The sequence below is a fragment of the Pseudomonas purpurea genome, assembly GCF_039908635.1.
GTDB lineage: Bacteria > Pseudomonadota > Gammaproteobacteria > Pseudomonadales > Pseudomonadaceae > Aquipseudomonas > Aquipseudomonas purpurea.
In genome coordinates, this window is sequence record NZ_CP150918.1 from 15,681 (window position 1) to 38,770 (window position 23,090).

Genomic DNA, 23,090 nt, shown 5'->3' on the forward strand with positions numbered 1-23,090 from the left:
GGCTTACCCCAGCAGCGAAATGTCGGCGACGCCGAGGAACAGGCCACGCAGACGTGCCAGCAACGCGTAACGGTTGGCACGTACCTTGGGGTCTTCAGCATTGACCATTACAGCTTCGAAGAACGCATCGACCGGCTCGCGCAAGGCGGCCAGGCGCGCCAGCGATTCGCTGTACTGGCGGGCTGCGGCCATTGGCTGCACCGCTTGATCCGCTTGCTGGATCGCCGAGTACAGGGAGAACTCGTTGGCGTTGTCGAAGTACTTGGCTTCAACGGTGGTCGGTACGCTGCCTTCGAGCTTGCCCAGCAGGTTCGATACGCGCTTGTTAACCGCCGCCAGTGCTGCGGCTTCCGGCAATTTGCGGAAGGCTTGCACCGCTTGTACGCGCTGATCGAAGTCCAGCGCCGAACCCGGCTTCAGGGCACGAACCGACAGGTAAGTCGCCACTTCCACGCCTTCGTCTTCGTAACGGGCACGCAGACGGTCGAAGATGAATTCGAGCACCGAATCCGCCAGGCCTGCAGCCTTGACCTTGGTGCCGAACGCATTGACGGCGAAGGCCACGGCGTCGGTCAGGTCCAGGTCGAGCTTCTTGTCGATCAGGATACGCAACACACCCAGCGCTGCACGGCGCAGGGCATACGGGTCTTTGCTGCCGGTGGGCAGCATGCCGATACCGAAAATGCCCACCAGGGTGTCGAGCTTGTCGGCAATGGCCACGGCCGCACCGGTCAGGGTGGTCGGCAGTTCAGCGCCGGCACCACGCGGCATGTATTGCTCGTTCAGTGCCAGGGCAACGTCTTGCTGCTCGCCATCGTTGAGGGCGTAGTAGTAACCGGCGACGCCTTGCATCTCCGGGAACTCACCGACCATTTCGGTCGCCAGGTCGCACTTGGACAGAATGCCTGCGCGTGCCGCCCACTGGGCGTTGCCGCCAATGCGTGGTGCGATGAACGCGGCCAGTTTGGAAATGCGCTCGGCCTTGTCGTAGACGCTGCCGAGTTTTTCCTGGAACACCACGTTTTGCAGGCGCAGGTTGAAGTCTTCGAGCTTCTGCTTCTTGTCTTGCTTGAAGAAGAACTCGGCGTCGGTCAGGCGTGGGCGAACCACTTTCTCGTTACCGTCGATGATCTGCTGCGGGTCTTTGCTCTCGATGTTGGCCACGGTAATGAAACGTGGCAGCAACTTGCCGTCGGCATCCAGCAGGCAGAAGTACTTCTGGTTGTCCTGCATGGTGGTGATCAGCGCTTCTTGCGGCACATCGAGGAAACGTTCCTCGAACGAGCACACCAGCGGCACTGGCCATTCGACCAATGCGGTCACTTCGTCGAGCAGGCTCGGCGGAACGATGGCAGTACCTTCCTGCATCGTGGCCAGTTCGGCGGTGCGTTTGCTGATCAGCTCGCGACGCTCATTGGCATCGGCCAGGACGTAAGCGGCACGCAGGTCGTTCAGGTAATTGGCCGGCGTGGTGATACGCACGTTTTCCGGGTGATGGAAACGGTGACCACGGGAATCGCGACCGGCCTTCTGCGCCAGGATGGTGCAGTCGACCACCTGGTCGCCGAGCAGCATCACCAGCCATTGGGTCGGCCGAACGAATTCTTCCTTGCGAGCGCCCCAACGCATGCGTTTCGGGATCGGCAGGTCGTTCAGCGAGTCTTCGACGATGGTCGGCAACAGGCTGGCGGTCGGCTTGCCGGCGATGCTTTGGCTGTAACGCAGCTTCGGCCCGCTCTGATCGATTTCGCTCAGCTCGACGCCGCACTTCTTGGCGAAGCCCAGGGCCGCTTGGGTCGGGTTGCCTTCGGCATCGAACGCGGCCTGACGTGGCGGGCCGTCGAGGTTGATGCTGCGGTCCGGCTGTTGAGTGGCCAGTGCAGTAATCAGCACGGCCAGACGACGCGGCGCGGCGTAGACGGTTTTGGCTTCATAGCCCAGGCCGGCTGCTTGCAGGCCCTTGTCGATACCGGCCAGGAACGCTTCGGCCAGGGTGTTCAGCGCTTTGGGTGGCAGTTCTTCGGTGCCCAGTTCAACCAGGAAATCTTGAGCACTCATTGTGCTGCCTCCAGTTTAGCCAACACTTCATCACGCAAATCCGGGGTCGCCATCGGGAAGCCCAGCTTGGCGCGCGCCAGCAGGTAGGCTTGCGCAACGGAACGCGCCAGGGTGCGCACACGCAGAATGTATTGCTGACGCGCGGTTACCGAGATTGCCCGGCGCGCATCCAGCAGGTTGAAGGTGTGCGAAGCCTTCAGGACCATTTCATAGCTTGGCAACGGCAGCGGCTGGTCGAGTTCGATCAGGCGCTTGGCTTCGCTTTCATAGAAATCGAACAGTTCGAACAGTTTCTCGACGTTGGCGTGTTCGAAGTTGTAAGTGGACTGCTCCACTTCGTTTTGGTGGAACACGTCGCCGTAGGTCACTTTGCCCATCGGGCCGTCAGCCCAGACCAGGTCGTAGACCGAGTCCACGCCTTGCAGGTACATGGCCAGGCGTTCCAGACCGTAGGTGATCTCGCCGGTCACCGGGTAGCACTCGATGCCGCCCGCTTGCTGGAAGTAAGTGAACTGCGTCACTTCCATGCCGTTGAGCCAGACTTCCCAGCCCAGACCCCAGGCACCCAGCGTTGGCGACTCCCAGTTGTCTTCGACGAAACGGATGTCGTGCACCAGCGGGTCGAGGCCCACGTGCTTGAGGGAGCCCAGGTACAGTTCCTGGAAGTTGTCCGGGTTCGGCTTCAGGACGACCTGGAACTGGTAATAGTGCTGCAGACGGTTCGGGTTTTCGCCGTAGCGGCCGTCAGTCGGGCGACGACTGGGCTGCACATAAGCGGCGTTCCAGGTTTCCGGGCCGATGGCCCGCAGGAATGTTGCGGTGTGGAAAGTGCCGGCGCCTACTTCCATATCGTAGGGCTGAAGTACCACACAACCTTGCTCGGCCCAGTATTGCTGGAGGGCGAGGATCAAGTCTTGGAAGGTACGCACGGCTGGCGTAGGCTGGCTCACGAAATTCACCTGTTACTTGGGCTGCGATTTAAAGAGCGGGAGTATACCCGATTCGTTCGTGCGCACGCCCCCTGGAGCCTTATGCCACGCTGCTTTTGGTGTTCCGATGATCCCGTATACATGGCTTATCACGATCAAGAGTGGGGCGTGCCGCTACGCGATGCGCAGCGCTTGTTCGAGTTGCTTTTGCTCGAAGGGTTCCAGGCCGGGCTGTCATGGATCACCGTCCTGAAGAAACGCGAGCGCTACCGCGAGGTGCTGTTCGGCTTCGACGTGCAGCGCGTGGCGCAGATGAGCGACGCGGAAATCGACGAGTTGATGCTCGATCCGGGGATCATCCGCAACCGCCTCAAACTCAATGCCGCCCGGCGCAACGCTCAGGCCTGGCTGGCGCTGGAAGACCCGGTGGCACTGCTCTGGTCGTTTGTCGGCGGCGTGCCCAAGGTCAATCATTTCAAGGACCGCAGCGAAGTGCCGGCCGTGACGCCGGTCGCTGTGGAGATGAGCAAAGCCCTGAAAAAGGCTGGCTTCACCTTCGTCGGTCCGACCATTTGCTACGCCTTGATGCAGGCCTCGGGCATGGTCATGGATCACACCCTCGAGTGTGATCGCTACGCCACCTTGGCCAACGGTGGTTAGAATAGCCGGCTCGCGACACGGTTCATGATGTCGATTAAGAAGCTCAGGAGTGACCTGTGGAAAAGTTGAAAGGCGCCTTGCTGGTCGGCGCTCTGCGGTTATTCGCCCTGCTCCCGTGGCGGGCAGTGCAAGCGGTCGGTTCGGCGATTGGTTGGGTGATGTGGAAAACCCCCAACCGTTCCCGCGACGTCGTGCGCATCAACCTCGCCAAGTGTTTCCCCGACATGGACCCCGCCGAACGCGAGCGTCTGGCAGGCCAGAGCCTGATGGACATCGGCAAGTCGCTGACCGAAAGCGCCTGCGCCTGGATCTGGCCGGCCCAGCGCTCCATCGACCTGGTGCGTGAAGTCGAAGGCCTCGAGGTGTTGAAGGACGCGCTGGCCTCCGGCAAAGGCGTGGTCGGCATCACCAGCCACCTGGGCAACTGGGAAGTGCTGAACCACTTCTACTGCAACCAGTGCAAACCGATCATTTTCTATCGTCCACCCAAGCTCAAGGCTGTGGATGAGTTGCTGCGCAAGCAACGGGTGCAACTGGGCAACCGCGTCGCCGCGTCCACCAAGGAAGGCATCCTCAGCGTCATCAAGGAAGTGCGCAAGGGGGGAGCCGTGGGCATTCCGGCTGACCCGGAACCGGCCGAATCCGCCGGGATCTTCGTGCCCTTCTTCGCCACCAAGGCCCTGACCAGCAAGTTCGTGCCGAACATGCTCGCCGGTGGCAAAGCCGTCGGGGTGTTCCTTCATGCCCTGCGCCTGCCGGACGGTTCAGGCTACAAAGTGATTCTGGAAGCCGCGCCCGAAGACATGTACAGCACCGATACCGAGACGTCCTGCGCGGCCATGAGCCAGGTGGTCGAGAAGTATGTGCGGGCGTACCCGAGCCAATACATGTGGAGCATGAAGCGTTTCAAGAAACGACCACCGGGCGAAGCGCGCTGGTACTGACTCTCACTGGCATGATCTGTGGATAGTTTTGCGGGCAAACCCCATAGAAGTTATCCACAACCGTTCAATCAAGGGCGCAGAAGATGTCCGAACACCGCAAGTCATTTCGAATCAAGATCCAGCACGAGAGCTTCGGCGAGTGCCTGGGCCAGACCCGCAACCTGTCGACCAGCGGCGTCTATGTGAAACACCCGGCGCTGGCGGCCCTGGCCAAGGGCGCCGTGGTCTATGGCCAGGTGCAGGACCTGCCGGTGATAGCGCCGCGTGTGCGCATGGAAGTGGTGCAGGTCGACGCTGAAGGCATCGGCCTGCGTTACCTCTGAGCTGAGTGTTTTTTGATCAGTTGGCCAGTCGGTCGAGCTTTTTCAGGAACACCGTCATTTCCTTTTCTGCCTGTTTGTCGCCGTGGGCGCGGGCCGCTTCCAGGCCCTGCTCCCAAGCCTGACGGGCCGCCGCATGGTCGGCGAGCGCCAGATGGGCCTTGCCCAGCATCTTCCAGGCTGCCGAATACTTTGGATCGAACGCCACGCACCGGGTGAAATGCTCGACGGCCTTGGCGTTTTCCCCCAGGTCCAGATAACCCTTGCCCAACCCGAAGCGCAGCAGCGCGTTATCCATACCCTTGGCGAGCATTTTTTCCAGGGATTCGATCATTTGTGGCTCCTTGAATGGGGGCGAATGTCTTCTGTGGCGAGGGAGCTTGCTCCCGTTCGAGTGCGAAGCGGTCGCAATTGGGCTGACGCGTTGTGTCAGAAAGAACAGAGTTGCAGATTTACGGCTGCTGCGCAGCCGAACGGGAGCAAGCTCCCTCGCCACAAATTCAGTGCAGGATCAGAAGAAGCTCAGCCCCACGTGGAACAACTTCTCCACATCGCGAATATGCTTTTTATCCACAAGGAACAGAATCACATGGTCGCCGGTTTCGATCACGGTGTCGTCGTGGGCGATCAGCACTTCTTCGTCGCGGATGATCGCGCCGATGGTCGTGCCCGGCGGCAGCCCGATATTCTCGATGGCGCGGCCGATCACCTTGCTCGATTTTGCATCGCCATGGGCAATCGCCTCGATGGCTTCCGCTGCACCACGGCGCAGCGAGTGCACGCTGACGATATCGCCACGGCGCACGTGGGCCAGCAAAGTACCGATGGTCGCCAGTTGCGGGCTGATGGCAATGTCGATGTCACCGCCCTGGATCAGGTCGACGTAGGCCGGGTTGTTGATGATGGTCATCACCTTCTTCGCGCCCAGCCGTTTGGCCAGCAGCGAGGACATGATGTTGGCTTCGTCGTCGTTGGTCAGCGCCAGGAAGATATCGGCGTCGGCGATGTTCTCCTCCAGTAGCAAATCACGGTCCGAGGCGCTGCCCAGCAGCACCACGGTGCTGTCGAGGGTGTCCGAGAGGTAGCGGCAGCGCGCCGGGTTCATCTCGATGATCTTCACCTGGTAACGGCTTTCGATGGCCTCGGCCAGTCGCTCGCCGATCTGTCCGCCGCCCGCGATCACGATGCGTTTGTAGCTCTCGTCGAGGCGGCGCATTTCGCTCATGACCGCCCGGATGTTCGCTTTGGCGGCGATGAAAAACACTTCGTCGTCGGCTTCGATCACCGTATCGCCTTGCGGAAGGATCGGCCGGTCGCGGCGAAAAATCGCCGCTACGCGGGTTTCGACGTTGGGCATGTGCTCGCGCAACTGGCGCAGTTGCTGGCCTACCAACGGCCCGCCGTAGTAGGCCTTGACCGCCACCAGTTGGGCTTTGCCCTCGGCGAAGTCGATCACCTGCAAGGCGCCCGGATGCTCGATCAGGCGCTTGATGTAGTTGGTCACCACTTGTTCCGGGCTGATCAACACGTCGACCGGAATCGCATCGTTGTCAAACAGGCCGGCGCGGGTCAGGTAAGCGGCTTCGCGCACCCGGGCGATTTTGGTCGGGGTGTGGAACAGGGTGTGGGCGACCTGGCAGGCGACCATGTTGGTCTCGTCGCTGTTGGTCACCGCCACCAGCATGTCGGCGTCGTCGGCCCCGGCCTGACGCAGCACAGTCGGGAACGAGCCGCGTCCCTGCACGGTGCGGATATCGAGCCGGTCGCCGAGGTCTCGCAGGCGTTCGCTATCGGTGTCGACCACAGTGATGTCGTTCGCTTCGCTGGCCAAGTGTTCCGCCAGCGTGCCGCCGACCTGCCCTGCGCCAAGGATGATGATTTTCATCCGGTCACTCCCTTAAACCCGTTTAACCGCGTGCGGCGGCAATCTTGATCAGCTTGGCGTAGTAGAACCCGTCGTGACCGCCCTCTTGCGCGAGCAACTGGCGACCGTGAGGCTGTTTGATGCCGGCCTGGCTGGCAATGTCCAACTCACGGGCGCCCGGCGTGCGGGACAGGAAGGCCTCGATGACTTCGGTGTTTTCGGTCGGCAAGGTCGAGCAGGTGGCGTACAGCAGGATGCCGCCGACCTCGAGGGTTGGCCACATCGCGTCGAGCAATTCGCCCTGAAGCACCGCAAGCGCGGCGATGTCATCCGGCTGGCGGGTCAGTTTGATGTCCGGGTGACGACGGATCACCCCGGTCGCCGAGCACGGCGCATCGAGCAGGATGCGCTGGAACGGCTTGCCGTCCCACCACGCCTGAGTGTCGCGACCGTCGGCGGCGATCAACTCGGCGCTGAGGCCCAGCCGCTCAAGGTTTTCGCGCACACGCACCAGGCGCTTGGCCTCCAGGTCCACGGCCACCACGCCAGCCAGTTTCGGCTCGACTTCAAGGATATGGCAGGTCTTGCCGCCCGGTGCGCAGCAGGCGTCGAGCACCCGTTGGCCCGGTGCCAGGTCCAGCAAGTCGGCGGCCAGTTGCGCGGCTTCGTCCTGCACGCTGATCCAGCCTTCGGCAAAGCCTGGCAGGCCGCGCACATCGCCCGGCGTGTCGAGGACGATACCGTCCTGACTGAACACGCACGGCTGGGCCGGCACGCCAGCTTCGTTCAGCAACGAGAGGTAGGCATCACGGCTGTGATGACGACGGTTGACCCGCAAAATCATCGGCGGGTGTGCGTTGTTTGCTGCGCAGATCGCCTCCCACTGTTCAGGCCAGAAGGCCTTCAGGGATTTTTGCAGCCAGCGCGGGTGGGCGGTGCGCACCACCGGGTCGTGCTCAAGCTCGGCCAGCAGCGCTTCGCTTTCACGCTGGGCGCGGCGCAGCACGGCGTTGAGCAGGGCTTTGGCCCAAGGCTTTTTCAGCTTGTCGGCGCAACCCACGGTTTCACCGATGGCGGCGTGGGCCGGAACACGGGTGTAAAGGAGTTGATAGAGGCCGACTAGCAACAGTGCTTCAACGTCAGCGTCGGCTGCCTTGAAAGGTTTTTGCAGCAGCGTGGCCGCCAGCGCCGACAAGCGTGGCTGCCAGCGCGCCGTGCCAAAGGCCAGGTCCTGGGTAAAACCCCGATCGCGGTCTTCGACCTTGTCCAGCTGTGTCGGCAATGAACTGTTCAGCGAAGCCTTGCCGTTGAGCACGGCGGCCAGGGCCTTGGCGGCGGCCAGACGCGGGTTCATTGGGCGTCCACCGCTTGGCCAAGAACGATGCCGACGGCAAATTTCTCACGACGGCTGTTGAACAAGTCGCTGAAGTTCAGCGCCTTGCCTCCGGGCAATTGCAGACGGGTCAGACACAAGGCGTGTTCACCGCAGGCGACGATCAAGCCGTCCTTGCTGGCGCTGAGCACTTCACCCGGCGCGCCCTGGCCTTCGGCGAGGCTGGCCGCGAGCACTTTCAGTGCTTCGCCGTTGAGGGTGCTGTGGCAGATCGGCCACGGGTTGAAGGCGCGAACCAGACGTTCCAGCTCGACCGCCGGACGGGTCCAGTCGATGCGCGCTTCGTCTTTGTTCAATTTGTGGGCATAGGTGGCGAGGCTATCGTCCTGCACTTCACCTTCCAGGGTGCCTGCGGCAAGGCCGGCAATCGCCTGAATCACCGCGGGTGGGCCCATCTCGGCGAGGCGGTCATGCAGGCTGCCGCCGGTGTCATCGCCGCTGATCGGCGTGGTGACCTTGAGCAGCATCGGCCCGGTGTCGAGGCCGGCTTCCATGCGCATCACGGTCACGCCGCTTTCAGCGTCACCCGCTTCAACGGCGCGCTGGATCGGCGCGGCACCGCGCCAGCGTGGCAGCAACGAGGCGTGGCTGTTGATGCAGCCCAGGCGCGGAATATCCAGCACCACTTGCGGCAGGATCAGGCCGTAGGCCACGACCACCATCAAGTCCGGCTTGAGCGCAGCCAGTTCGGCCTGGGCGTCTTCGTTGCGCAGGGTTGGCGGTTGCAGCACCGGGATGTTGTGTTCCAGCGCCAACTGTTTGACCGGGCTTGGCATCAGTTTTTGTCCACGACCCGCCGGGCGATCCGGCTGGGTGTAGACCGCAACGATCTCGTAAGGGCTGTCGAGCAGGGCCTTGAGGTGTTCGGCGGCAAATTCGGGGGTGCCGGCAAAAACGATGCGCAATGGCTCAGTCATGAAGGGCTCTCTACTACAAAGCATCTTGAAAAGAAAAAGGCTTGCCGCAGCAAGCCTTTGAAGGAGGGCATCAAGCGTTCTGGCGATGGAGCTTTTCCAGCTTCTTCTTGATCCGGTCGCGTTTGAGCGTGGACAGGTAATCGACGAACAACTTGCCATTGAGGTGGTCGCATTCGTGCTGGATGCACACGGCCAGCAGGCCTTCGGCGATCAGTTCGTAGGGTTTGCCGTCACGGTCCAGCGCTTTGATTTTGACTTTCTGCGGGCGGTCGACGTTTTCGTAGAAACCCGGCACCGAGAGGCAGCCTTCCTGATACTGGTCCACTTCGTCGGTCAGCACTTCGAATTCGGGGTTGATGAACACCCGGGGTTCGCTGCGGTCTTCGGAAAGGTCCATCACCACGATGCGTTTGTGCACGTTGACCTGGGTCGCGGCGAGGCCGATACCCGGGGCTTCATACATTGTTTCAAACATGTCATCGACCAACTGCCGCACTTCGTCGTCCACTACGGCCACCGGTTTGGCGATAGTACGCAGGCGCGGGTCGGGAAATTCGAGGATGTTTAAAATGGCCATAGGCGTAATTGCTGCACGTGTTAGGAAAAGTCAGGGTCGATTGCCTGGCGGGTCCGAAGATGCAGGCTACCGTTGTAAAACGTAGCTCCCTTCTTTTCGAGAAGAGTCAGGAGCGAGCCACGGGGGCTCTGGCGTTTTACGCGAACGCATATAATAAAGGGATTCACCGCATGAGGAAATCACTACTCGCCTTGCTGCTTCTGGTCTCGGCCGGTATCGCGCATGGGCAAGTGCAGCTCAGGGATGGTTTTCCGCAGCATTACACCGTGGTCAAGGGCGACACACTTTGGGACATCTCCGGCAAATACCTGCGAGAACCCTGGAAGTGGCCAGAGCTTTGGCACGCCAACCCGCAGATCGAGAACCCCAACCTGATCTACCCCGGCGACTCGTTGTCGCTGGTGTACGTCAATGGCCAGCCACGCCTGACCCTCAATCGCGGGGCTTCCAGGGGCACCATCAAGCTCTCGCCGCGGATTCGCAGCACGCCGGTGGCCGACGCCATCCCGAGCATTCCGCTGCAAGCCATCAACAGCTTTCTGCTGAGTAACCGCATCGTCAACAAGGTCGAGGACTTCGACAAGGCGCCCTACATTGTCGCCGGCGATGCCGAACGGGTGCTCAGCGGTGCCGGTGACCGCATCTATGCCCGGGGCAAGTTCGACCCGACGCAGTCGGTGTACGGCATCTTCCGTCAGGGCAAGGTCTACAGCGATCCGCAGAGCAAAGAGTTCCTGGGGATCAACGCCGATGACATCGGCGGCGGCGAAATCGTCGCCACCGAAGGCGATGTGGCCACATTGGCCCTGCAACGCACCACTCAGGAGGTTCGCCTCGGCGACCGGTTGTTCAGCGGCGAAGAACGGGCCATCAACTCGACCTTCATGCCCAGCGCGCCGCAAACCGACATCAGCGGCCTGATTATCGACGTGCCGCGCGGTGTCACGCAGATCGGCGTGCTCGACGTGGTCACCCTGAACAAGGGCCGTCGCGACGGGTTGGCCGAGGGTAATGTGCTGGCGGTGATGAAAACCGGCGAAACCGTGCGCGACCGGGTGACCGGCGATCAAGTGAAAGTCCCCGACGAACGCGCCGGGTTGCTGATGGTCTTTCGCACCTACGACAAGCTCAGTTACGGCCTGATCCTCAACGCTTCACGCTCCCTGGCGGTGATGGACAAGGTGCGGAATCCGTAAAACACTCAACAAGTTACCAACAGACTTATCCACAGCTTGTTCCTGATTACAGCAGGACCAATAACGATCAAGGATGATCTTATGTCGCTGTCTGCACCCCCGCCGGTTTCGCCGGCGGAACTGGAGGCGCGTTTGCGCCTGCACCGTTTGCCGGAGCTGGGTCCACGACGCTTTCACACGTTGCTTGAAGCCTTTGGTTCTGCCTCAAAAGCCATCAGCGCCCCGGCCAGTGCCTGGCGTGCGCTGGGGTTGCCGGCTGCGTGCGCCGAGGCTCGGCGCAGCCCCGAGATTCGCGATGGCGCCTACCGTGCATTGGCCTGGCTAGAGCGCTCCGGCCAGCATTTGCTGATGTTTGACCAGCCGGGCTACCCGGCACTGCTGGCCGAAACCGGTGATGCGCCACCGCTGTTGTTCGTGGCGGGCGATCCGGCCATCCTCGAAAAACCGCAACTGGCGATGGTTGGCAGCCGCCGCGCCTCACGGCCAGGAATGGATACCGCCACTGCGTTTTCCCGCAGCCTGGCGGGGGCCGGTTTTGTCATCACCAGCGGCCTGGCGCTGGGCATCGATGCCGCCGCGCACCAGGCGGCACTGGATGTCGGCGGGCTGACAGTCGGGGTGCTTGGCACCGGCCTGGAAAAATTTTATCCACAGCGCAACCGCGCACTCGCCGAGGCGATGATTGCCCAGGGCGGCGCGGTGGTTTCCGAGTTTCCGCTGGACGCCGGTCCCCAGGCCAGCAACTTTCCGCGTCGTAACCGGATCATCAGCGGTTTGTCCCTTGGGGTGCTGGTGGTCGAGGCCAGTGTGGCCAGCGGTTCGCTGATTACCGCGCGCCTGGCGGCGGAACAGGGCCGCGAGGTGTACGCGATTCCCGGTTCCATCCATCACCCCGGCGCCCGTGGTTGTCATCAGTTGATCCGCGATGGCGCGGTGCTGGTGGAAACCATCGAACACATCCTCGAAGGCCTGCGCGGCTGGCAGAACCTGCCGTTATCCACAGAGCCTGCGGCGCCCACCGATCATCCGTTGCTGCGTTTGCTGTTTGCCGCGCCACATACCAGTGAAGCCCTGGCGAATGCCGCAGGCTGGGCGCTGCCCAAGGTTCTGGCGGCATTGACGGAGCTTGAGATGGATGGCCGGGCGGCGTGCGAAGGCGGACGCTGGTTTGCGCGCCTAAGCTAAGGCTTTCAGGCGCTGGGTTTTGAAGGGAAGATCGGTAAACTGCGCACAGCTTAATTCCGGAGTGTTTTTCATGGTCAACAGTTGGCGTGTGCAGCAAGCCGCACGAGAAATTCGCGCAGGGGCGGTGATTGCCTATCCAACCGAAGCTGTCTGGGGCCTGGGTTGCGACCCATGGGATGAAGAAGCGGTGTACCGCTTGCTGGCAATCAAGGGCCGTTCGGTGGACAAGGGCCTGATCCTGATTGCCGACAATATTCGCCAGTTCGATTTCCTGTTCGAAGACTTCCCTGAACTGTGGATGGACCGCATGGCCAGCACCTGGCCGGGGCCGAACACCTGGCTGGTGCCCCATCAGAACATGCTGCCGCAATGGATCACCGGGGTGCACGAGAGCGTGGCGCTGCGGGTCAGCGACCACCCGCAAGTGCGGGACTTGTGCGCGTTGGTCGGGCCGCTGGTCTCGACCTCCGCCAACCCGCAAGGCCGCCCGGCGGCGCGTACGCGGATTCGCGTCGAGCAGTATTTCCGTGGGCAGGTCGACATGGTGCTGGGCGGAAGCCTGGGCGGGCGCAAGAACCCGAGCCTGATCCGCGACCTGGCAACCGGCCAGGTTGTGCGCCCGGCCTGAGACTGCAGTGGGGCCTCTGTGGCGAGGGAGCTTGCTCCCGCTCGGTCGCGAAGCGGCCGTAGATCGGCTGAGATGTTGTTCGAGATCGAACGCAGTTGCCGATTTTGGGATTGCTGTGCAATCCAGCGGGAGCAAGCGCCCTCGCCACAAAAGCAGTAACGCTTAAGGCAGCAACACCGTCGACCCGGTCGTACGCCGCGCCGACAACTCGGTCTGCGCCTTCGCCGCTTCGGCCAGTGGATAACGCTGGCTGATGTCCACCTTCAGTTTGCCGCTGATGATCATCTCGAACAGTTCATCCGCCATGCGTTGCAGGTTCTCGGCGTTGTTGGCGTAGGTCGCCAGCGTCGGCCGGGTCACGTACAACGAACCTTTGGCCGACAGAATCCCCAGGTTCACGCCATCCACCGCCCCGGACGCATTGCCGAAGCTCACCACCAGCCCGCGAGGCGCAACGCTGTCCAGGGATGTCAGCCACGTGTCCTTGCCGACACCGTCGTACACGACCGGGACTTTTTTGCCGTCAGTCAGTTCCAGCACGCGTTGTGCGACGTTTTCATGGCTGTAATCGATGGTGGCCCAGGCGCCGTTGGCCTTGGCCAGAGCGGCTTTCTCCTTTGAGCTGACCGTGCCGATCAGTTTCACGCCCAGGGCTTTGGCCCATTGGCAGGCCAGCGAGCCGACGCCGCCAGCCGCGGCGTGGAACAGGATGGTTTCGCCACCCTTGAGTTCATAGGTCTGACGCAGCAGGTATTGCACGGTCAGGCCCTTGAGCATGACGCCAGCGGCCTGTTCGAAACTGATGGCGTCCGGCAGATGCACCAGATTGGCCTCGGGCAGTACATGCAACTCGCTGTAGGCACCCAGCGGGCCGCTGCCATAGGCCACGCGATCACCGACCTTGAAACGGGTAACGCCGCTGCCGACGGCCTCGACCACGCCCGCACCCTCTGCGCCCAGGCCCGATGGCAGGGCTGGCGGTGCATAGAGGCCGCTGCGGAAATAGGTGTCGATGAAGTTCAGACCGATGGCCTTGTTGCTCACGCGGACTTGCTGCGGGCCCGGCTCGGCTGGCTGGAAGTCCACATACTCAAGCACCTCGGGGCCGCCGTGGGCGCTGAACTGAATTCGCTTTGCCATCTGCCTTCTCCTTGGGTCATGTTTCGGTGACATAGCTACGAAGCTCCCTATCGGACTCCTAAGCTTGATCTTCGTCAACTGTGGCGGCGCAAGGTGCAGTGTTATCCTGTGCGCCCGTTTGCCGCCGGCCGATTTGAGCGCCGCGTAGCTTTGCCCGATTCAAGGTGATGCCATGACTACCCGCACCGAGGCCGTAAAAGCCTACCTGCTCGACCTGCAAGACCGTATTTGTGCCGCGCTGGAAGCTGAAGACGGCGGCACACGCTTCGTCGAAGACGCCTGGACCCGGCCTGCCGGAGGCGGCGGTCGCACGCGAGTGATCGAAAACGGCGCGGTGATCGAGAAGGGTGGCGTCAACTTTTCCCACGTCTTTGGCAGCGGTCTCCCACCGTCCGCCAGCGCCCACCGGCCGGAACTGGCCGGGCGCGGCTTCGAAGCCCTCGGCGTGTCGCTGGTGATCCATCCGCATAACCCTCATGTGCCGACGTCCCACGCCAACGTGCGCTTTTTCATCGCCGAAAAAGAAGGTGAAGAACCGGTCTGGTGGTTCGGCGGCGGCTTCGACCTGACGCCTTACTACGGCAATGAAGAAGACTGCGTGCACTGGCACCGCGTGGCTGCTGCGGCCTGCGCGCCGTTCGGCCCGGATGTCTACAGCCGCTACAAGGACTGGTGCGACAGCTATTTCCACATCAAGCACCGCAACGAGCCCCGGGGTATCGGCGGCCTGTTCTTCGATGACCTGAACGAATGGGACTTCGACACCAGCTTCGCCTTCATGCGTGCCATCGGCGATGCTTACATCGAGGCTTACCTGCCGATCGTGCAGCGGCGCAAGGCGCAAGCCTTCACCGAGCAGCAGCGCGAATTCCAGGAATTCCGCCGTGGACGTTACGTCGAGTTCAACCTGGTTTACGACCGTGGCACGCTATTCGGCCTGCAATCGGGCGGGCGTACCGAGTCGATTCTCATGTCGCTGCCGCCGCAAGTACGCTGGGGCTACGACTGGAAGGCCGCGCCAGGCAGCGAAGAAGCGCGCCTGACCGAGTATTTCCTGCAAGACCGCGATTGGCTGGCCACCGCCTGACACCATGCTCGCTCCGGGCTGTGGATAACTCCCGGCCCTTGCCCGCTACTCACTGAGGACGCTGCCTGATGGACCGTTATGTTGTATTCGGTAACCCGATTGGCCACAGCAAATCGCCGATGATCCATCGCCTGTTTGCCGAGCAGACCGCCCAGCAACTGGACTACAGCACCCTGCTGGCGCCACTGGATGATTTTTCCGGTTGTGCCACGGCGTTTTTCCGTGAAGGTTGTGGTGCGAACGTCACCGTGCCGTTCAAGGAAGACGCCTATCGCTTGGCCAACAGCCTGACAGAGCGGGCGCAGCGCGCCGGTGCGGTCAACACGTTGAGCAAACTGGCGGATGGCAGTTTGCTGGGCGACAACACCGATGGCGCTGGGTTGGTGCGGGACCTGACGGTCAACGCCGGGTTCAGCCTGCGCGGTAAACGCATTCTGCTGTTGGGCGCGGGCGGCGCGGTGCGTGGTGCGCTGGAGCCGTTGCTGGCCGAGCAACCGGCGTCGGTGATCATCGCCAATCGCACGGTGGAAAAAGCCGAATTGCTGGCTGAGCTGTTCGCTGACCTCGGTCCGGTGTCCGCCAGCGGTTTCGACTGGCTGCGTGAGCCGGTGGACCTGATCATCAACGCCACGTCGGCCAGCCTGTCAGGCGATGTACCACCGATTGCCAGCAGCCTGATCGAACCGGGTCAGACCGTTTGCTACGACATGATGTACGGCAAGGAGCCGACACCGTTCTGCCGCTGGGCCAGTGAACACGGTGCGGCGGTGTCGATGGATGGTCTGGGGATGCTGGCGGAGCAAGCGGGCGAAGCATTCTTCCTGTGGCGCGGTGTGCGCCCGGATACGGCGCCGGTGCTGGCCGAACTCCGTCGCCAGCTCGCGGCGTAACCCTGCAGTCATGGGGCTTCAATCTTCGAATCGGATCGGTAATTTCTCCGGTCATGTCATCGCGCCGAGTCGCTGACAGGCTTGGCCCTGCCGTCTATTGCGGTGTAGCGTTGCGGGTATGGGGAATGAATCCCGAGACGCGAGAACTGTATGCAACGGATCAAGGGCTACCACGCCCACGTTTACTTTGATGCGAGCACCATCGATCAGGCGCGAGCCCTGTGTGAGCAGGCGGCGCAGTTGTTCCCGCTGAAGATGGGCCGGGTGCACGAACGGCCGGTCGGCCCGCACCCGGACTGGAGCTGCCAGTTGGCCTTTGCCCCGGAATACATTGGCGTGGTGCTGCCGTGGCTGGCGCTCAATCGCAAAGGCCTGGTGGTGTTTCTGCACCCGGACACCGGCAATGATTTGGCCGACCACACCGACTATGCCATTTGGATGGGGGCGATCCGGCCGTTGGACTTGTCGATTTTTTGATCAGCTCTGATCGTTCCCACGCATGGGAACGATCAGACGGTGCGGATCAGGCAGGTATCAGCCAACGCGAGCGTTACGCACACCTTCGGACAATGCCGAGCACAGGCTCAATACACCGTCGATGGCCTGGTCGGGCGTTGTTGCATTGGCGATGTGGTCGATCAGTGCCGAACCCACCACCGCGCCGTCCGCCAGGCGGGCGATGGCCGCCGCTTGCTCCGGTGTACGGATACCGAAACCGATGCTGATCGGCAGGTCGGTGTGGCGACGCAAACGGGTAACGGCTTCTTCAACGTGCTCCAGCGTCGCTGCGCCCGCGCCGGTCACGCCAGCCACCGAGACGTAGTAAACAAACCCGGAACTGCCGTTGAGCACGGTCGGCAGGCGCACGTCGTCGGTGGTCGGGGTGGTCAGGCGAATGAAGTCGATGCCGGCCGCTTGCGCCGGGTCGCACAGCTCGGCGTTATGCTCGGGCGGCATGTCGACCACGATCAGGCCGTCGACTCCGGCTTCCTTGGCATCCGCAATGAAGCGCGGTACGCCGTAGTGGTGGATTGGGTTGAAGTAACCCATCAGCACCAGCGGTGTGTCGGTGTTGTCTTTGCGGAACTCGCGAACCATTTGCAGGGTTTTCGCCAGGTTCTGTTTGGCGCCCAGGGCACGGATATTGGCGAGCTGGATCGCCGGACCGTCGGCCATCGGGTCGGTGAAGGGCATGCCCAACTCGATCACGTCGGCGCCGGCCGCTGGCAGACCTTTGAGGATCGCCAGCGAAGTGTCGTAGCTCGGGTCGCCAGCGGTGACGAAGGTCACCAGGGCGGCGCGGTTCTGTTCCTTGAGTTCGGCAAAGCGCGTTTGCAGGCGGCTCATCAGTGTTTCTCCTGCTTGGATTGCTCTTGTTGGGAGTGTTCCATGTGGTGCATCACGGTCTGCATGTCTTTGTCGCCACGGCCGGAGAGGTTGACCACCATCAGGTGATCTTTGGGCAGTGTCGGTGCGCGTTTGAACACTTCGGCCAGGGCGTGGGCGCTTTCCAGTGCAGGAATAATCCCTTCCAGGCGGCAGCATTTGTGGAACGCGTCGAGGGCTTCGTCATCGGTCACCGAGGTGTACTGGACGCGGCCGATGTCATGCAACCAGGCGTGTTCAGGGCCGATGCCGGGGTAGTCGAGGCCGGCGGAGATCGAGTGGGCGTCGATGATCTGGCCATCGTCGTCCTGCAACAGGAAGGTGCGGTTGCCGTGCAGCACACCTGGCACGCCGCCGTTCAGGCTGGCCGCGTGTTTGCCGGTTTCGATGCCATAACCGGCCGCTTCAACGCCGATGATCTCGACGCTCTTGTCGTCGAGGAACGGGTGGAACAGGCCCATGGCGTTGGAACCACCGCCGATGCACGCCACCAGGCTGTCCGGCAGGCGGCCTTCCTGGGCTTGCAGCTGTTCGCGGGTTTCCTTGCCGATGACGGCTTGGAAATCGCGGACCATCGCTGGGTACGGGTGCGGGCCGGCCACGGTGCCGATCAGGTAGAAGGTGCTGTCGACGTTGGTCACCCAGTCACGCAGGGCTTCGTTCATCGCGTCTTTCAGGGTGCCGGTGCCGGCCACCACCGGAATCACTTCGGCACCCAGCAGCTTCATGCGGAACACGTTGGCCTGCTGGCGCTCGATATCGGTGGTGCCCATGTAGATCACGCAGTCCAGGCCAAAACGCGCGGCCACGGTGGCGGTCGCCACGCCGTGCATGCCGGCGCCGGTCTCGGCGATGATGCGTTTTTTGCCCATGCGTCGCGCCAGCAGGATTTGGCCGATGCAGTTGTTGATCTTGTGCGCGCCGGTGTGGTTCAGCTCTTCACGCTTGAGGTAGATCTTGGCGCCGCCGCAGAACTCGGTCAGGCGTTCGGCGAAGTACAGCGGGCTTGGGCGTCCGACGTAATCGCGCTGGAAGTAGGCCAGTTCTTCTTTGAAGGCAGGATCTTCCTTGGCCGCTTCGTATTCGCGGGCCAGGTCGAGGATCAACGGCATCAGGGTTTCAGCGACGTAGCGGCCGCCGAACGCGCCAAACAGGCCGTTGGCATCAGGGCCGTTGCGCAGATTAGTCTGGGTCATGGGGCGCTCCAGGTGAATGCGTGAAGTGACAATGGCGTTCACTCTACCCCTGACGTCCCGGACTGAAAACCGATAAGATCGCTGAAACCTGTCAGGAAAACTCACAGATCCCATGAGCCACGACCTTCCTCCGCTGAACGCCCTGCGCGCCTTTGAGGCCACTGCCCGCTTGAACAGCGTCAGTCAGGCTGCCGAGCAACTGCACGTGACGCACGGTGCGGTCAGCCGTCAGTTGAAAGTCCTGGAAGAACACTTGGGTGTGAGCCTGTTCAGCAAGGATGGACGCGGCCTGAAACTCACAGATGCCGGCGTGCGTTTGCGCGATGCCAGCAGCGACGCCTTCGAGCGTTTGCGCACCGTGTGCGCCGAGTTGACCCAGAGCACCGCCGACGCGCCGTTCGTGCTCGGTTGTTCGGGCAGCCTGTTGGCGCGCTGGTTCATCCCGCGCCTGGGGCGGCTGAATGCCGACCTGCCGGACTTGCGCCTGCACCTGTCGGCTGGCGAAGGCGATCTTGACCCGCGCCGGCCAGGGCTGGATGCTTTGCTGGTGTTTGCCGAGCCGCCGTGGCCTGCGGACATGCACGTCTATGAGCTGGCCAGCGAACGCATCGGCCCGGTGCTCAGCCCACGCTTTGGCGGGTTTGAACGCCTGCGTGAGGCGCCGGCCGCCGCGCTGCTCAACGAGCCCTTATTGCACACCACCTCGCGGCCGCAAGCCTGGCCCAGTTGGGCACAGCAAAGCGGTCTGGACGCCAAAGCGTTGAAGTTCGGACAGGGTTTCGAGCATTTGTATTACTTGCTGGAAGCCGCAGTGGCCGGGCTGGGCGTGGCGATTGCGCCGCAGCCGCTGGTGGCCGAAGACTTGAAGGCCGGGCGTCTGGTTGCGCCGTGGGGTTTTTGCGAAACCCCGGCGCAACTGGCGTTGTGGCTACCCAAGCGCGCCGCGGACGGGCGCGCTCGGCAGTTGGCGCAGTGGTTGAAAAACGAGCTGCGACAGGTCTAATCGCCACGTTTGCACAGCAAGTACGCGGCCAGCAAGCCCAGCGCACCGACCGCCACGCCGGCCGTGGTCCATGGGTGTTCCTGGGCGTAGTCGCGGGTGGCGATCCCGGTTTCACGGGTTTTGACTTTGACTTCTTCGTACGCATCGCTGAGCAGGTGACGCGAGTGTCTCAGCGCGTTTTCGGCGTTGCTTTTCAGGGCCTTGAGGGTTTTGCGCGACTCGTCCGAGGCGTCGTCTTTCAGGCTTTCCAACGACTTGAGCAGACTCTCGATCTCGGCTTCCATGCTTTGCAATGAGGCTTTGCGTAACGAGGTGTTGGCCATGGTGGCTCTCCTGCATTGTTGATGAGTAGCGTGTGTTGATTGGGACTCCAGCGCTTCTGGAAAGTGCAGTAAATCTGAATATGCAGTCGGAGCAGCTGCCTCAAGTCATGAGAAAAATCACTGCTAGGCTGTAATCAGTACTCAAGGAGAACGCCATGACTGACCATCACACTTACAAGAAAGTCGAACTCGTTGGCTCGTCCCCCACCAGCATTGAAGACGCCATCAACAACGCCCTGGCCGAGGCCAGCAAAAGCATCAAGCACCTGGAGTGGTTCGAGGTCACCGAAACCCGCGGGCACATCAAGGACGGCAAGGCCGCGCACTTCCAGGTGACGCTCAAAGTCGGCTTCCGGATTGCCAATAGCTGAGCTTGAGCTAGGCTTCTGAACTTGTACGCTGGCCGATTGCCATAGGAAATGGCAAAGCGCTACATCCTCTTGGGTGCCAGACGCTCAAGTGCTTACGCTGACCCCTTTTGATCCGACCAGGGAATGTGACCGATGAAGAAATTTATTTTAGCGGTAGGTTTGTTGAGCATTGCGGGAACGGCCCTTGCGGGAGGCAAGTCCTGCGAAGAGCTGAAAAGCGAAATCGCAGCGAAACTCGATGCCAAACACGTTTCAGGTTATTCGCTGGAAATCGTCGATAAAGGCGCGGCAGCGAGTGGCAAAGTGGTCGGCAAGTGCGAGGCAGGCCAAAAGGTGATCGTCTACAAGCGCGGTTGATCCCTTGCAGACGTAAAGCCGACGCGAAGGCGTCGGCTTTTTCATGGGCGCGGTTTGAGGGTCAGCCCTTCATGACCTGTGCCAGCAGCTCGTAGGAATGCAGGCGGTCGGCGTGTTCGTACAAATCGCAGGTGAAGATCAACTCGTCGGCGCCGGTCTGCTCGATCAGCACCTCCAGTTTCGCGCGTATCTTCGCCGGGCTGCCGACCATCGCCAGGCCCAGGAAATCGCCAACGGCTTGCTTCTCGTGAGGCAGCCACAGGCCATCCATGGATTTCACCGGAGGACGTTGAACCAGGCTGTGGCCGCGCATCAGCGCGAGAATCCGTTGGTAGACCGACGTCGCCAGGTAATCGGCTTGCTCGTCGGTATCGGCAGCGACCAGCGGGACGCCGAGCATCACGTAGGGCTTATCCAGCACGGCCGAAGGCTTGAAGTGATTGCGATACACCCGAATCGCTTCGTGCATGTAACGCGGTGCGAAATGTGAGGCGAAGGCGTAAGGCAAACCGCGTTCGCCGGCCAGTTGGGCGCTGAACAGGCTGGAGCCCAGCAGCCAGACCGGCACGTTGGTGCCGGTGCCGGGCATGGCAATAATTCGCTGGTCGGGTGTGCGTGGGCCGAGGTAGCGCACCAGTTCGGCGACGTCTTCGGGGAAATCATCGGCGCTGCCGGAGCGTTCGCGGCGCAAGGCGCGGGCGGTCATCTGGTCGGAACCCGGCGCACGGCCCAGGCCGAGGTCGATCCGGCCGGGATAAAGGCTTTCCAGGGTGCCGAACTGCTCAGCGATCACCAGGGGCGCATGGTTGGGCAGCATTACGCCGCCGGAGCCGACACGAATGCTCGACGTCCCGCCGGCCAGGTAACCGAGCAGCACGGAGGTTGCGGAGCTGGCGATGCCGTCCATGTTGTGGTGTTCGGCCACCCAGAAGCGGTTATAGCCCCACTTCTCGACGTGCTGCGCCAGGTCCAGCGAGTTGCGCAGCGACTGCGCGGGGCTGCCGTTCTCGCGAACGGGCACAAGGTCCAGGGTCGAGAACTTGATAGCGGACAGTGGTTTCATAAGCCTGCTTCTCCAAGGGGTACGCAGGCTTTTCTCATGAGCGAAAACCTGCCGAATGCGTAAGCGTGTTCTATGCAATGTGGGCATATACCCGAGTTTCAATAGCAGACCTGAATTTGCCTACCAGATAAGCGGTTCTATCCGTCATGCGGAACGTTGCCCGGCCTTCTATCCTCAAAACCCTTGGCAACCGAAAACCATGCAGGCGCGACCCTTCGCGCCAGCGCTTGAGGAGGCACAGATGAGCATCAAGAAGAAAGCATCGGCGCATTGGGAAGGTGATCTGAAAACCGGGATTGGTTCGATTTCCACCGAAACCGGCGTACTCCGGGATGCGCCCTACGGCTTCAAGGCCCGATTCGAGGGCGGCAAGGGCACCAACCCTGAGGAACTGATCGGCGCGGCCCATGCCGGCTGTTTCTCCATGGCCTTTTCGATGATTCTCGGCGATGCCGGCCTCAAGGCCGACAGCATCGATACTCACGCCGAAGTCACGCTGGACCAGGTGGACGGTGGTTTTGCGATCACCGCCGTGCACCTGATTCTCAAGGCAAAAATCCCCGGCGCTACTCAGCAGCAATTCGAAGAACTGAGCAAAAAAGCCAAGGAAGGCTGCCCGGTTTCCAAGGTGCTGAACGCCAAAATCAGCTTGGACGCCACGTTGGTCAGCTGATTTTTTTCAGGTTTGATCAGGCGCTGAATGCACTGGCGCCTTCGCGAACAGGCTCGCCCCCACAATTGGAATGTATTTCAAATGTGGGGGCGAGCCTGCTCGCGAAAGCTATCAGGTAAGCGACACAATCCCAACGGCTAAACATGAGGGTTGTGAGCGATGTCAGAACTCGCTGGGTGAAACTGTGGTCGAATAAGTGACAGCAGCTTCAGCGCATGACTGTGCGCGCTGCCTCAAGGGAGCTTCAACCATGAAACGTTTTGCCTTGGCGATTATCTGCAGTGCGCTGGCCACGTCGGCCCTGGCGGCGCCAAAGCCGTGTGAAGAACTCAAGGCCGAGATCGAAGCCAAGATCCAGGGCCCAGGGCGTTACGTCCTATACCCTGGAGGTTGTCACCAATGATGAAGTGCACGATCAGAACATGGTGGTCGGCACCTGCGAAAACGGCACCAAGAAAATCATCTACCAGAAAAACGACAGCTGATTCGCCTTACGGCACGCAATTGATCTGCCGTTCTTCGGCGACGATTTCACGTTTGGCGTTGTACAGCCGGGCGCTCGGGGTGAAGGACAGTGAGCGGGCTTCAAGCCGATAACGCTGGCCCGCCTCGAAGTGGTCGTAGCGCAGGGTCATGTAGCACAGCCGCTCCTGCGGGTCGGTGTTCATGGCCAGGCCACCGCCGAAGATTTCGAAGTCGAAACGAACCGTCAGTTCATGGCTGCCGGGCGTGACCTGGAAAAACCGTCCGTCACGCTGCGGCTTATTGTCCAGGCGCTCGGCCATCAGCACCTTGCCACCGGGTGTCGGCATGGCGAAGTCGACCCATGCCATGTTCGGGTTGACGTCCGGTAACGGGGTCGCACAGGCCGCGAGTGAGCTGACAGCGAGTAACAGCAGAGTCTTGCGCATGATGTTTTTCCGAGCGGTC

At 61.8% G+C, this 23,090-nt stretch carries 26 protein-coding genes and 1 pseudogene; 14 read left to right on the forward strand and 13 right to left on the reverse strand.

Translation table 11 applies throughout. From position 1 onward, the window contains the following. Positions 1 to 3: 3 nt before the first annotated feature. A complete protein-coding gene (glyS, locus tag AABM54_RS00085) occupies positions 4 to 2,058 on the reverse strand; it encodes a glycine--tRNA ligase subunit beta (RefSeq protein ID WP_347902949.1) in 2,055 nt (684 codons plus the stop codon). Next, positions 2,055 to 3,008 carry a glycine--tRNA ligase subunit alpha gene (glyQ, locus tag AABM54_RS00090; RefSeq protein WP_008155694.1) on the reverse strand — a complete coding sequence of 318 codons (954 nt, stop codon included), beginning with the start codon at positions 3,006 to 3,008 and terminating at the stop codon, positions 2,055 to 2,057. Before glyQ ends, glyS begins: the two co-directional genes overlap by 4 nt. Before the next feature lie 81 nt (positions 3,009 to 3,089). On the opposite strand from glyQ, the gene AABM54_RS00095 reads away from it, so the two are divergent. The 3 genes from AABM54_RS00095 (at position 3,090) to AABM54_RS00105 (ending at position 4,914) form a co-directional block, all read left to right on the forward strand. After that, entirely contained in the window at positions 3,090 to 3,647 is a 558-nt protein-coding gene (locus tag AABM54_RS00095; RefSeq protein WP_347902951.1) for a DNA-3-methyladenine glycosylase I, read from the forward strand. Between the two features lie 56 nt (positions 3,648 to 3,703). Next, a complete protein-coding gene (locus tag AABM54_RS00100; protein WP_347902952.1) occupies positions 3,704 to 4,591 on the forward strand; it encodes a lysophospholipid acyltransferase in 888 nt (295 codons plus the stop codon). 83 nt (positions 4,592 to 4,674) lie between these two features. Then, on the forward strand, positions 4,675 to 4,914 hold the full coding sequence (locus AABM54_RS00105; RefSeq protein WP_347902953.1) for a PilZ domain-containing protein: 240 nt from the start codon (positions 4,675 to 4,677) through the stop codon (positions 4,912 to 4,914). A 16-nt stretch (positions 4,915 to 4,930) separates the two neighbouring features. On the opposite strand, the gene AABM54_RS00110 is transcribed toward AABM54_RS00105, so the two are convergent. The 5 genes from AABM54_RS00110 to def form a co-directional block, all read right to left on the reverse strand. Continuing rightward, positions 4,931 to 5,245 (reverse strand): tetratricopeptide repeat protein, encoded by a 315-nt coding sequence (locus AABM54_RS00110; RefSeq protein WP_347902954.1) that lies wholly within the window; start codon positions 5,243 to 5,245, stop codon positions 4,931 to 4,933. Positions 5,246 to 5,422: 177 nt separating this feature from the next. Further along, positions 5,423 to 6,796 carry a Trk system potassium transporter TrkA gene (trkA, locus tag AABM54_RS00115; RefSeq protein WP_347902955.1) on the reverse strand — a complete coding sequence of 458 codons (1,374 nt, stop codon included), beginning with the start codon at positions 6,794 to 6,796 and terminating at the stop codon, positions 5,423 to 5,425. A gap of 22 nt (positions 6,797 to 6,818) precedes the next feature. Continuing rightward, positions 6,819 to 8,129: a 16S rRNA (cytosine(967)-C(5))-methyltransferase RsmB gene (gene rsmB / locus AABM54_RS00120; protein WP_347902956.1), complete on the reverse strand. Its 1,311-nt coding sequence runs from the start codon at positions 8,127 to 8,129 to the stop codon at positions 6,819 to 6,821. After that, positions 8,126 to 9,085, reverse strand: a complete 960-nt coding sequence (gene fmt / locus AABM54_RS00125; protein ID WP_347902957.1) for a methionyl-tRNA formyltransferase — start codon at positions 9,083 to 9,085, stop codon at positions 8,126 to 8,128. Before fmt ends, rsmB begins: the two co-directional genes overlap by 4 nt. Positions 9,086 to 9,155: 70 nt before the next feature. After that, positions 9,156 to 9,662, reverse strand: coding sequence for a peptide deformylase (gene def / locus AABM54_RS00130; protein WP_347902959.1), 507 nt, complete (start codon positions 9,660 to 9,662; stop codon positions 9,156 to 9,158). A 170-nt stretch (positions 9,663 to 9,832) separates the two neighbouring features. On the opposite strand from def, the gene AABM54_RS00135 reads away from it, so the two are divergent. The 3 genes from AABM54_RS00135 (at position 9,833) to AABM54_RS00145 (ending at position 12,671) form a co-directional block, all read left to right on the forward strand. Next, positions 9,833 to 10,858 carry a LysM peptidoglycan-binding domain-containing protein gene (locus AABM54_RS00135; RefSeq protein WP_347902961.1) on the forward strand — a complete coding sequence of 342 codons (1,026 nt, stop codon included), beginning with the start codon at positions 9,833 to 9,835 and terminating at the stop codon, positions 10,856 to 10,858. Positions 10,859 to 10,939: 81 nt separating this feature from the next. Further along, positions 10,940 to 12,043: a DNA-processing protein DprA gene (dprA, locus tag AABM54_RS00140; protein WP_347902962.1), complete on the forward strand. Its 1,104-nt coding sequence runs from the start codon at positions 10,940 to 10,942 to the stop codon at positions 12,041 to 12,043. A gap of 70 nt (positions 12,044 to 12,113) precedes the next feature. Next, positions 12,114 to 12,671, forward strand: coding sequence for an L-threonylcarbamoyladenylate synthase (locus AABM54_RS00145; RefSeq protein WP_347902964.1), 558 nt, complete (start codon positions 12,114 to 12,116; stop codon positions 12,669 to 12,671). 162 nt (positions 12,672 to 12,833) lie between these two features. Here AABM54_RS00145 and AABM54_RS00150 read toward each other — a convergent pair whose 3' ends face one another. Beyond that, entirely contained in the window at positions 12,834 to 13,811 is a 978-nt protein-coding gene (locus AABM54_RS00150) for an NADPH:quinone reductase (protein WP_347902966.1), read from the reverse strand. 172 nt (positions 13,812 to 13,983) lie between these two features. On the opposite strand from AABM54_RS00150, the gene hemF reads away from it, so the two are divergent. The 3 genes from hemF to AABM54_RS00165 all read left to right on the forward strand — a co-directional run bounded on the left by hemF (position 13,984) and on the right by AABM54_RS00165 (position 16,265). After that, the gene (gene hemF, locus AABM54_RS00155; RefSeq protein ID WP_347902968.1) at positions 13,984 to 14,898 is read left to right on the forward strand and encodes an oxygen-dependent coproporphyrinogen oxidase; all 915 of its coding nucleotides are present in this window, start codon (positions 13,984 to 13,986) and stop codon (positions 14,896 to 14,898) included. Positions 14,899 to 14,966: 68 nt separating this feature from the next. Next, on the forward strand, positions 14,967 to 15,788 hold the full coding sequence (aroE, locus tag AABM54_RS00160) for a shikimate dehydrogenase (RefSeq protein ID WP_347902970.1): 822 nt from the start codon (positions 14,967 to 14,969) through the stop codon (positions 15,786 to 15,788). 150 nt (positions 15,789 to 15,938) lie between these two features. After that, complete coding sequence (locus tag AABM54_RS00165) at positions 15,939 to 16,265, forward strand: DOPA 4,5-dioxygenase family protein (protein WP_347902971.1); 327 nt, start codon at positions 15,939 to 15,941, stop codon at positions 16,263 to 16,265. A gap of 57 nt (positions 16,266 to 16,322) precedes the next feature. Here the strand turns inward: AABM54_RS00165 and trpA are convergent, their stop codons facing one another. Next, positions 16,323 to 17,135: a tryptophan synthase subunit alpha gene (gene trpA, locus AABM54_RS00170; RefSeq protein WP_347902972.1), complete on the reverse strand. Its 813-nt coding sequence runs from the start codon at positions 17,133 to 17,135 to the stop codon at positions 16,323 to 16,325. After that, complete coding sequence (trpB, locus tag AABM54_RS00175; protein ID WP_007902766.1) at positions 17,135 to 18,370, reverse strand: tryptophan synthase subunit beta; 1,236 nt, start codon at positions 18,368 to 18,370, stop codon at positions 17,135 to 17,137. Before trpB ends, trpA begins: the two co-directional genes overlap by 1 nt. Positions 18,371 to 18,482: 112 nt before the next feature. Here trpB and AABM54_RS00180 point away from each other — a divergent pair, with 112 nt between their 5' ends. Then, positions 18,483 to 19,373, forward strand: a complete 891-nt coding sequence (locus AABM54_RS00180; RefSeq protein WP_347902974.1) for a LysR family transcriptional regulator — start codon at positions 18,483 to 18,485, stop codon at positions 19,371 to 19,373. Here AABM54_RS00180 and AABM54_RS00185 read toward each other — a convergent pair. Continuing rightward, the gene (locus AABM54_RS00185; protein WP_347902975.1) at positions 19,370 to 19,696 is read right to left on the reverse strand and encodes a DUF883 family protein; all 327 of its coding nucleotides are present in this window, start codon (positions 19,694 to 19,696) and stop codon (positions 19,370 to 19,372) included. The two genes, AABM54_RS00180 and AABM54_RS00185, sit on opposite strands and share 4 nt — an antisense overlap. Positions 19,697 to 19,851: 155 nt before the next feature. On the opposite strand from AABM54_RS00185, the gene AABM54_RS00190 reads away from it, so the two are divergent. Next, entirely contained in the window at positions 19,852 to 20,067 is a 216-nt protein-coding gene (locus AABM54_RS00190; RefSeq protein WP_029290270.1) for a dodecin, read from the forward strand. Between the two features lie 132 nt (positions 20,068 to 20,199). After that, positions 20,200 to 20,424, forward strand: a complete 225-nt coding sequence (locus AABM54_RS00195) for a DUF1161 domain-containing protein (RefSeq protein ID WP_347902977.1) — start codon at positions 20,200 to 20,202, stop codon at positions 20,422 to 20,424. Between the two features lie 61 nt (positions 20,425 to 20,485). On the opposite strand, the gene AABM54_RS00200 is transcribed toward AABM54_RS00195, so the two are convergent. Then, entirely contained in the window at positions 20,486 to 21,487 is a 1,002-nt protein-coding gene (locus AABM54_RS00200) for an LLM class flavin-dependent oxidoreductase (protein WP_347902978.1), read from the reverse strand. Between the two features lie 241 nt (positions 21,488 to 21,728). Between AABM54_RS00200 and AABM54_RS00205 the strand changes: the two genes are divergently transcribed. After that, a complete protein-coding gene (locus AABM54_RS00205; protein ID WP_347902980.1) occupies positions 21,729 to 22,160 on the forward strand; it encodes an OsmC family protein in 432 nt (143 codons plus the stop codon). A 250-nt stretch (positions 22,161 to 22,410) separates the two neighbouring features. Continuing rightward, positions 22,411 to 22,645, forward strand: a pseudogene (locus AABM54_RS00210) (DUF1161 domain-containing protein). A 6-nt stretch (positions 22,646 to 22,651) separates the two neighbouring features. On the opposite strand, the gene AABM54_RS00215 reads toward AABM54_RS00210, so the two are convergent. After that, complete coding sequence (locus AABM54_RS00215) at positions 22,652 to 23,071, reverse strand: hypothetical protein (RefSeq protein ID WP_347902981.1); 420 nt, start codon at positions 23,069 to 23,071, stop codon at positions 22,652 to 22,654. Positions 23,072 to 23,090 lie beyond the last annotated feature (19 nt).

Bases quoted from the DNA above. Each gene is read 5' to 3' on its own strand.
- glyS (WP_347902949.1), bottom strand. From the start codon at position 2,058: ATGAGTGCTCAAGATTTCCTGGTTGAACTGGGCACCGAAGAACTGCCA.
- AABM54_RS00095 (WP_347902951.1), top strand. From the start codon at position 3,090: ATGCCACGCTGCTTTTGGTGTTCCGATGATCCCGTATACATGGCTTAT.
- AABM54_RS00105 (WP_347902953.1), top strand. From the start codon at position 4,675: ATGTCCGAACACCGCAAGTCATTTCGAATCAAGATCCAGCACGAGAGC.
- AABM54_RS00110 (WP_347902954.1), bottom strand. From the start codon at position 5,245: ATGATCGAATCCCTGGAAAAAATGCTCGCCAAGGGTATGGATAACGCG.
- trkA (WP_347902955.1), bottom strand. From the start codon at position 6,796: ATGAAAATCATCATCCTTGGCGCAGGGCAGGTCGGCGGCACGCTGGCG.
- rsmB (WP_347902956.1), bottom strand. From the start codon at position 8,129: ATGAACCCGCGTCTGGCCGCCGCCAAGGCCCTGGCCGCCGTGCTCAAC.
- fmt (WP_347902957.1), bottom strand. From the start codon at position 9,085: ATGACTGAGCCATTGCGCATCGTTTTTGCCGGCACCCCCGAATTTGCC.
- def (WP_347902959.1), bottom strand. From the start codon at position 9,662: ATGGCCATTTTAAACATCCTCGAATTTCCCGACCCGCGCCTGCGTACT.
- AABM54_RS00135 (WP_347902961.1), top strand. From the start codon at position 9,833: ATGAGGAAATCACTACTCGCCTTGCTGCTTCTGGTCTCGGCCGGTATC.
- dprA (WP_347902962.1), top strand. From the start codon at position 10,940: ATGTCGCTGTCTGCACCCCCGCCGGTTTCGCCGGCGGAACTGGAGGCG.
- AABM54_RS00145 (WP_347902964.1), top strand. From the start codon at position 12,114: ATGGTCAACAGTTGGCGTGTGCAGCAAGCCGCACGAGAAATTCGCGCA.
- AABM54_RS00150 (WP_347902966.1), bottom strand. From the start codon at position 13,811: ATGGCAAAGCGAATTCAGTTCAGCGCCCACGGCGGCCCCGAGGTGCTT.
- hemF (WP_347902968.1), top strand. From the start codon at position 13,984: ATGACTACCCGCACCGAGGCCGTAAAAGCCTACCTGCTCGACCTGCAA.
- aroE (WP_347902970.1), top strand. From the start codon at position 14,967: ATGGACCGTTATGTTGTATTCGGTAACCCGATTGGCCACAGCAAATCG.
- AABM54_RS00165 (WP_347902971.1), top strand. From the start codon at position 15,939: ATGCAACGGATCAAGGGCTACCACGCCCACGTTTACTTTGATGCGAGC.
- trpA (WP_347902972.1), bottom strand. From the start codon at position 17,135: ATGAGCCGCCTGCAAACGCGCTTTGCCGAACTCAAGGAACAGAACCGC.
- trpB (WP_007902766.1), bottom strand. From the start codon at position 18,370: ATGACCCAGACTAATCTGCGCAACGGCCCTGATGCCAACGGCCTGTTT.
- AABM54_RS00180 (WP_347902974.1), top strand. From the start codon at position 18,483: ATGAGCCACGACCTTCCTCCGCTGAACGCCCTGCGCGCCTTTGAGGCC.
- AABM54_RS00185 (WP_347902975.1), bottom strand. From the start codon at position 19,696: ATGGCCAACACCTCGTTACGCAAAGCCTCATTGCAAAGCATGGAAGCC.
- AABM54_RS00190 (WP_029290270.1), top strand. From the start codon at position 19,852: ATGACTGACCATCACACTTACAAGAAAGTCGAACTCGTTGGCTCGTCC.
- AABM54_RS00195 (WP_347902977.1), top strand. From the start codon at position 20,200: ATGAAGAAATTTATTTTAGCGGTAGGTTTGTTGAGCATTGCGGGAACG.
- AABM54_RS00200 (WP_347902978.1), bottom strand. From the start codon at position 21,487: ATGAAACCACTGTCCGCTATCAAGTTCTCGACCCTGGACCTTGTGCCC.
- AABM54_RS00205 (WP_347902980.1), top strand. From the start codon at position 21,729: ATGAGCATCAAGAAGAAAGCATCGGCGCATTGGGAAGGTGATCTGAAA.
- AABM54_RS00215 (WP_347902981.1), bottom strand. From the start codon at position 23,071: ATGCGCAAGACTCTGCTGTTACTCGCTGTCAGCTCACTCGCGGCCTGT.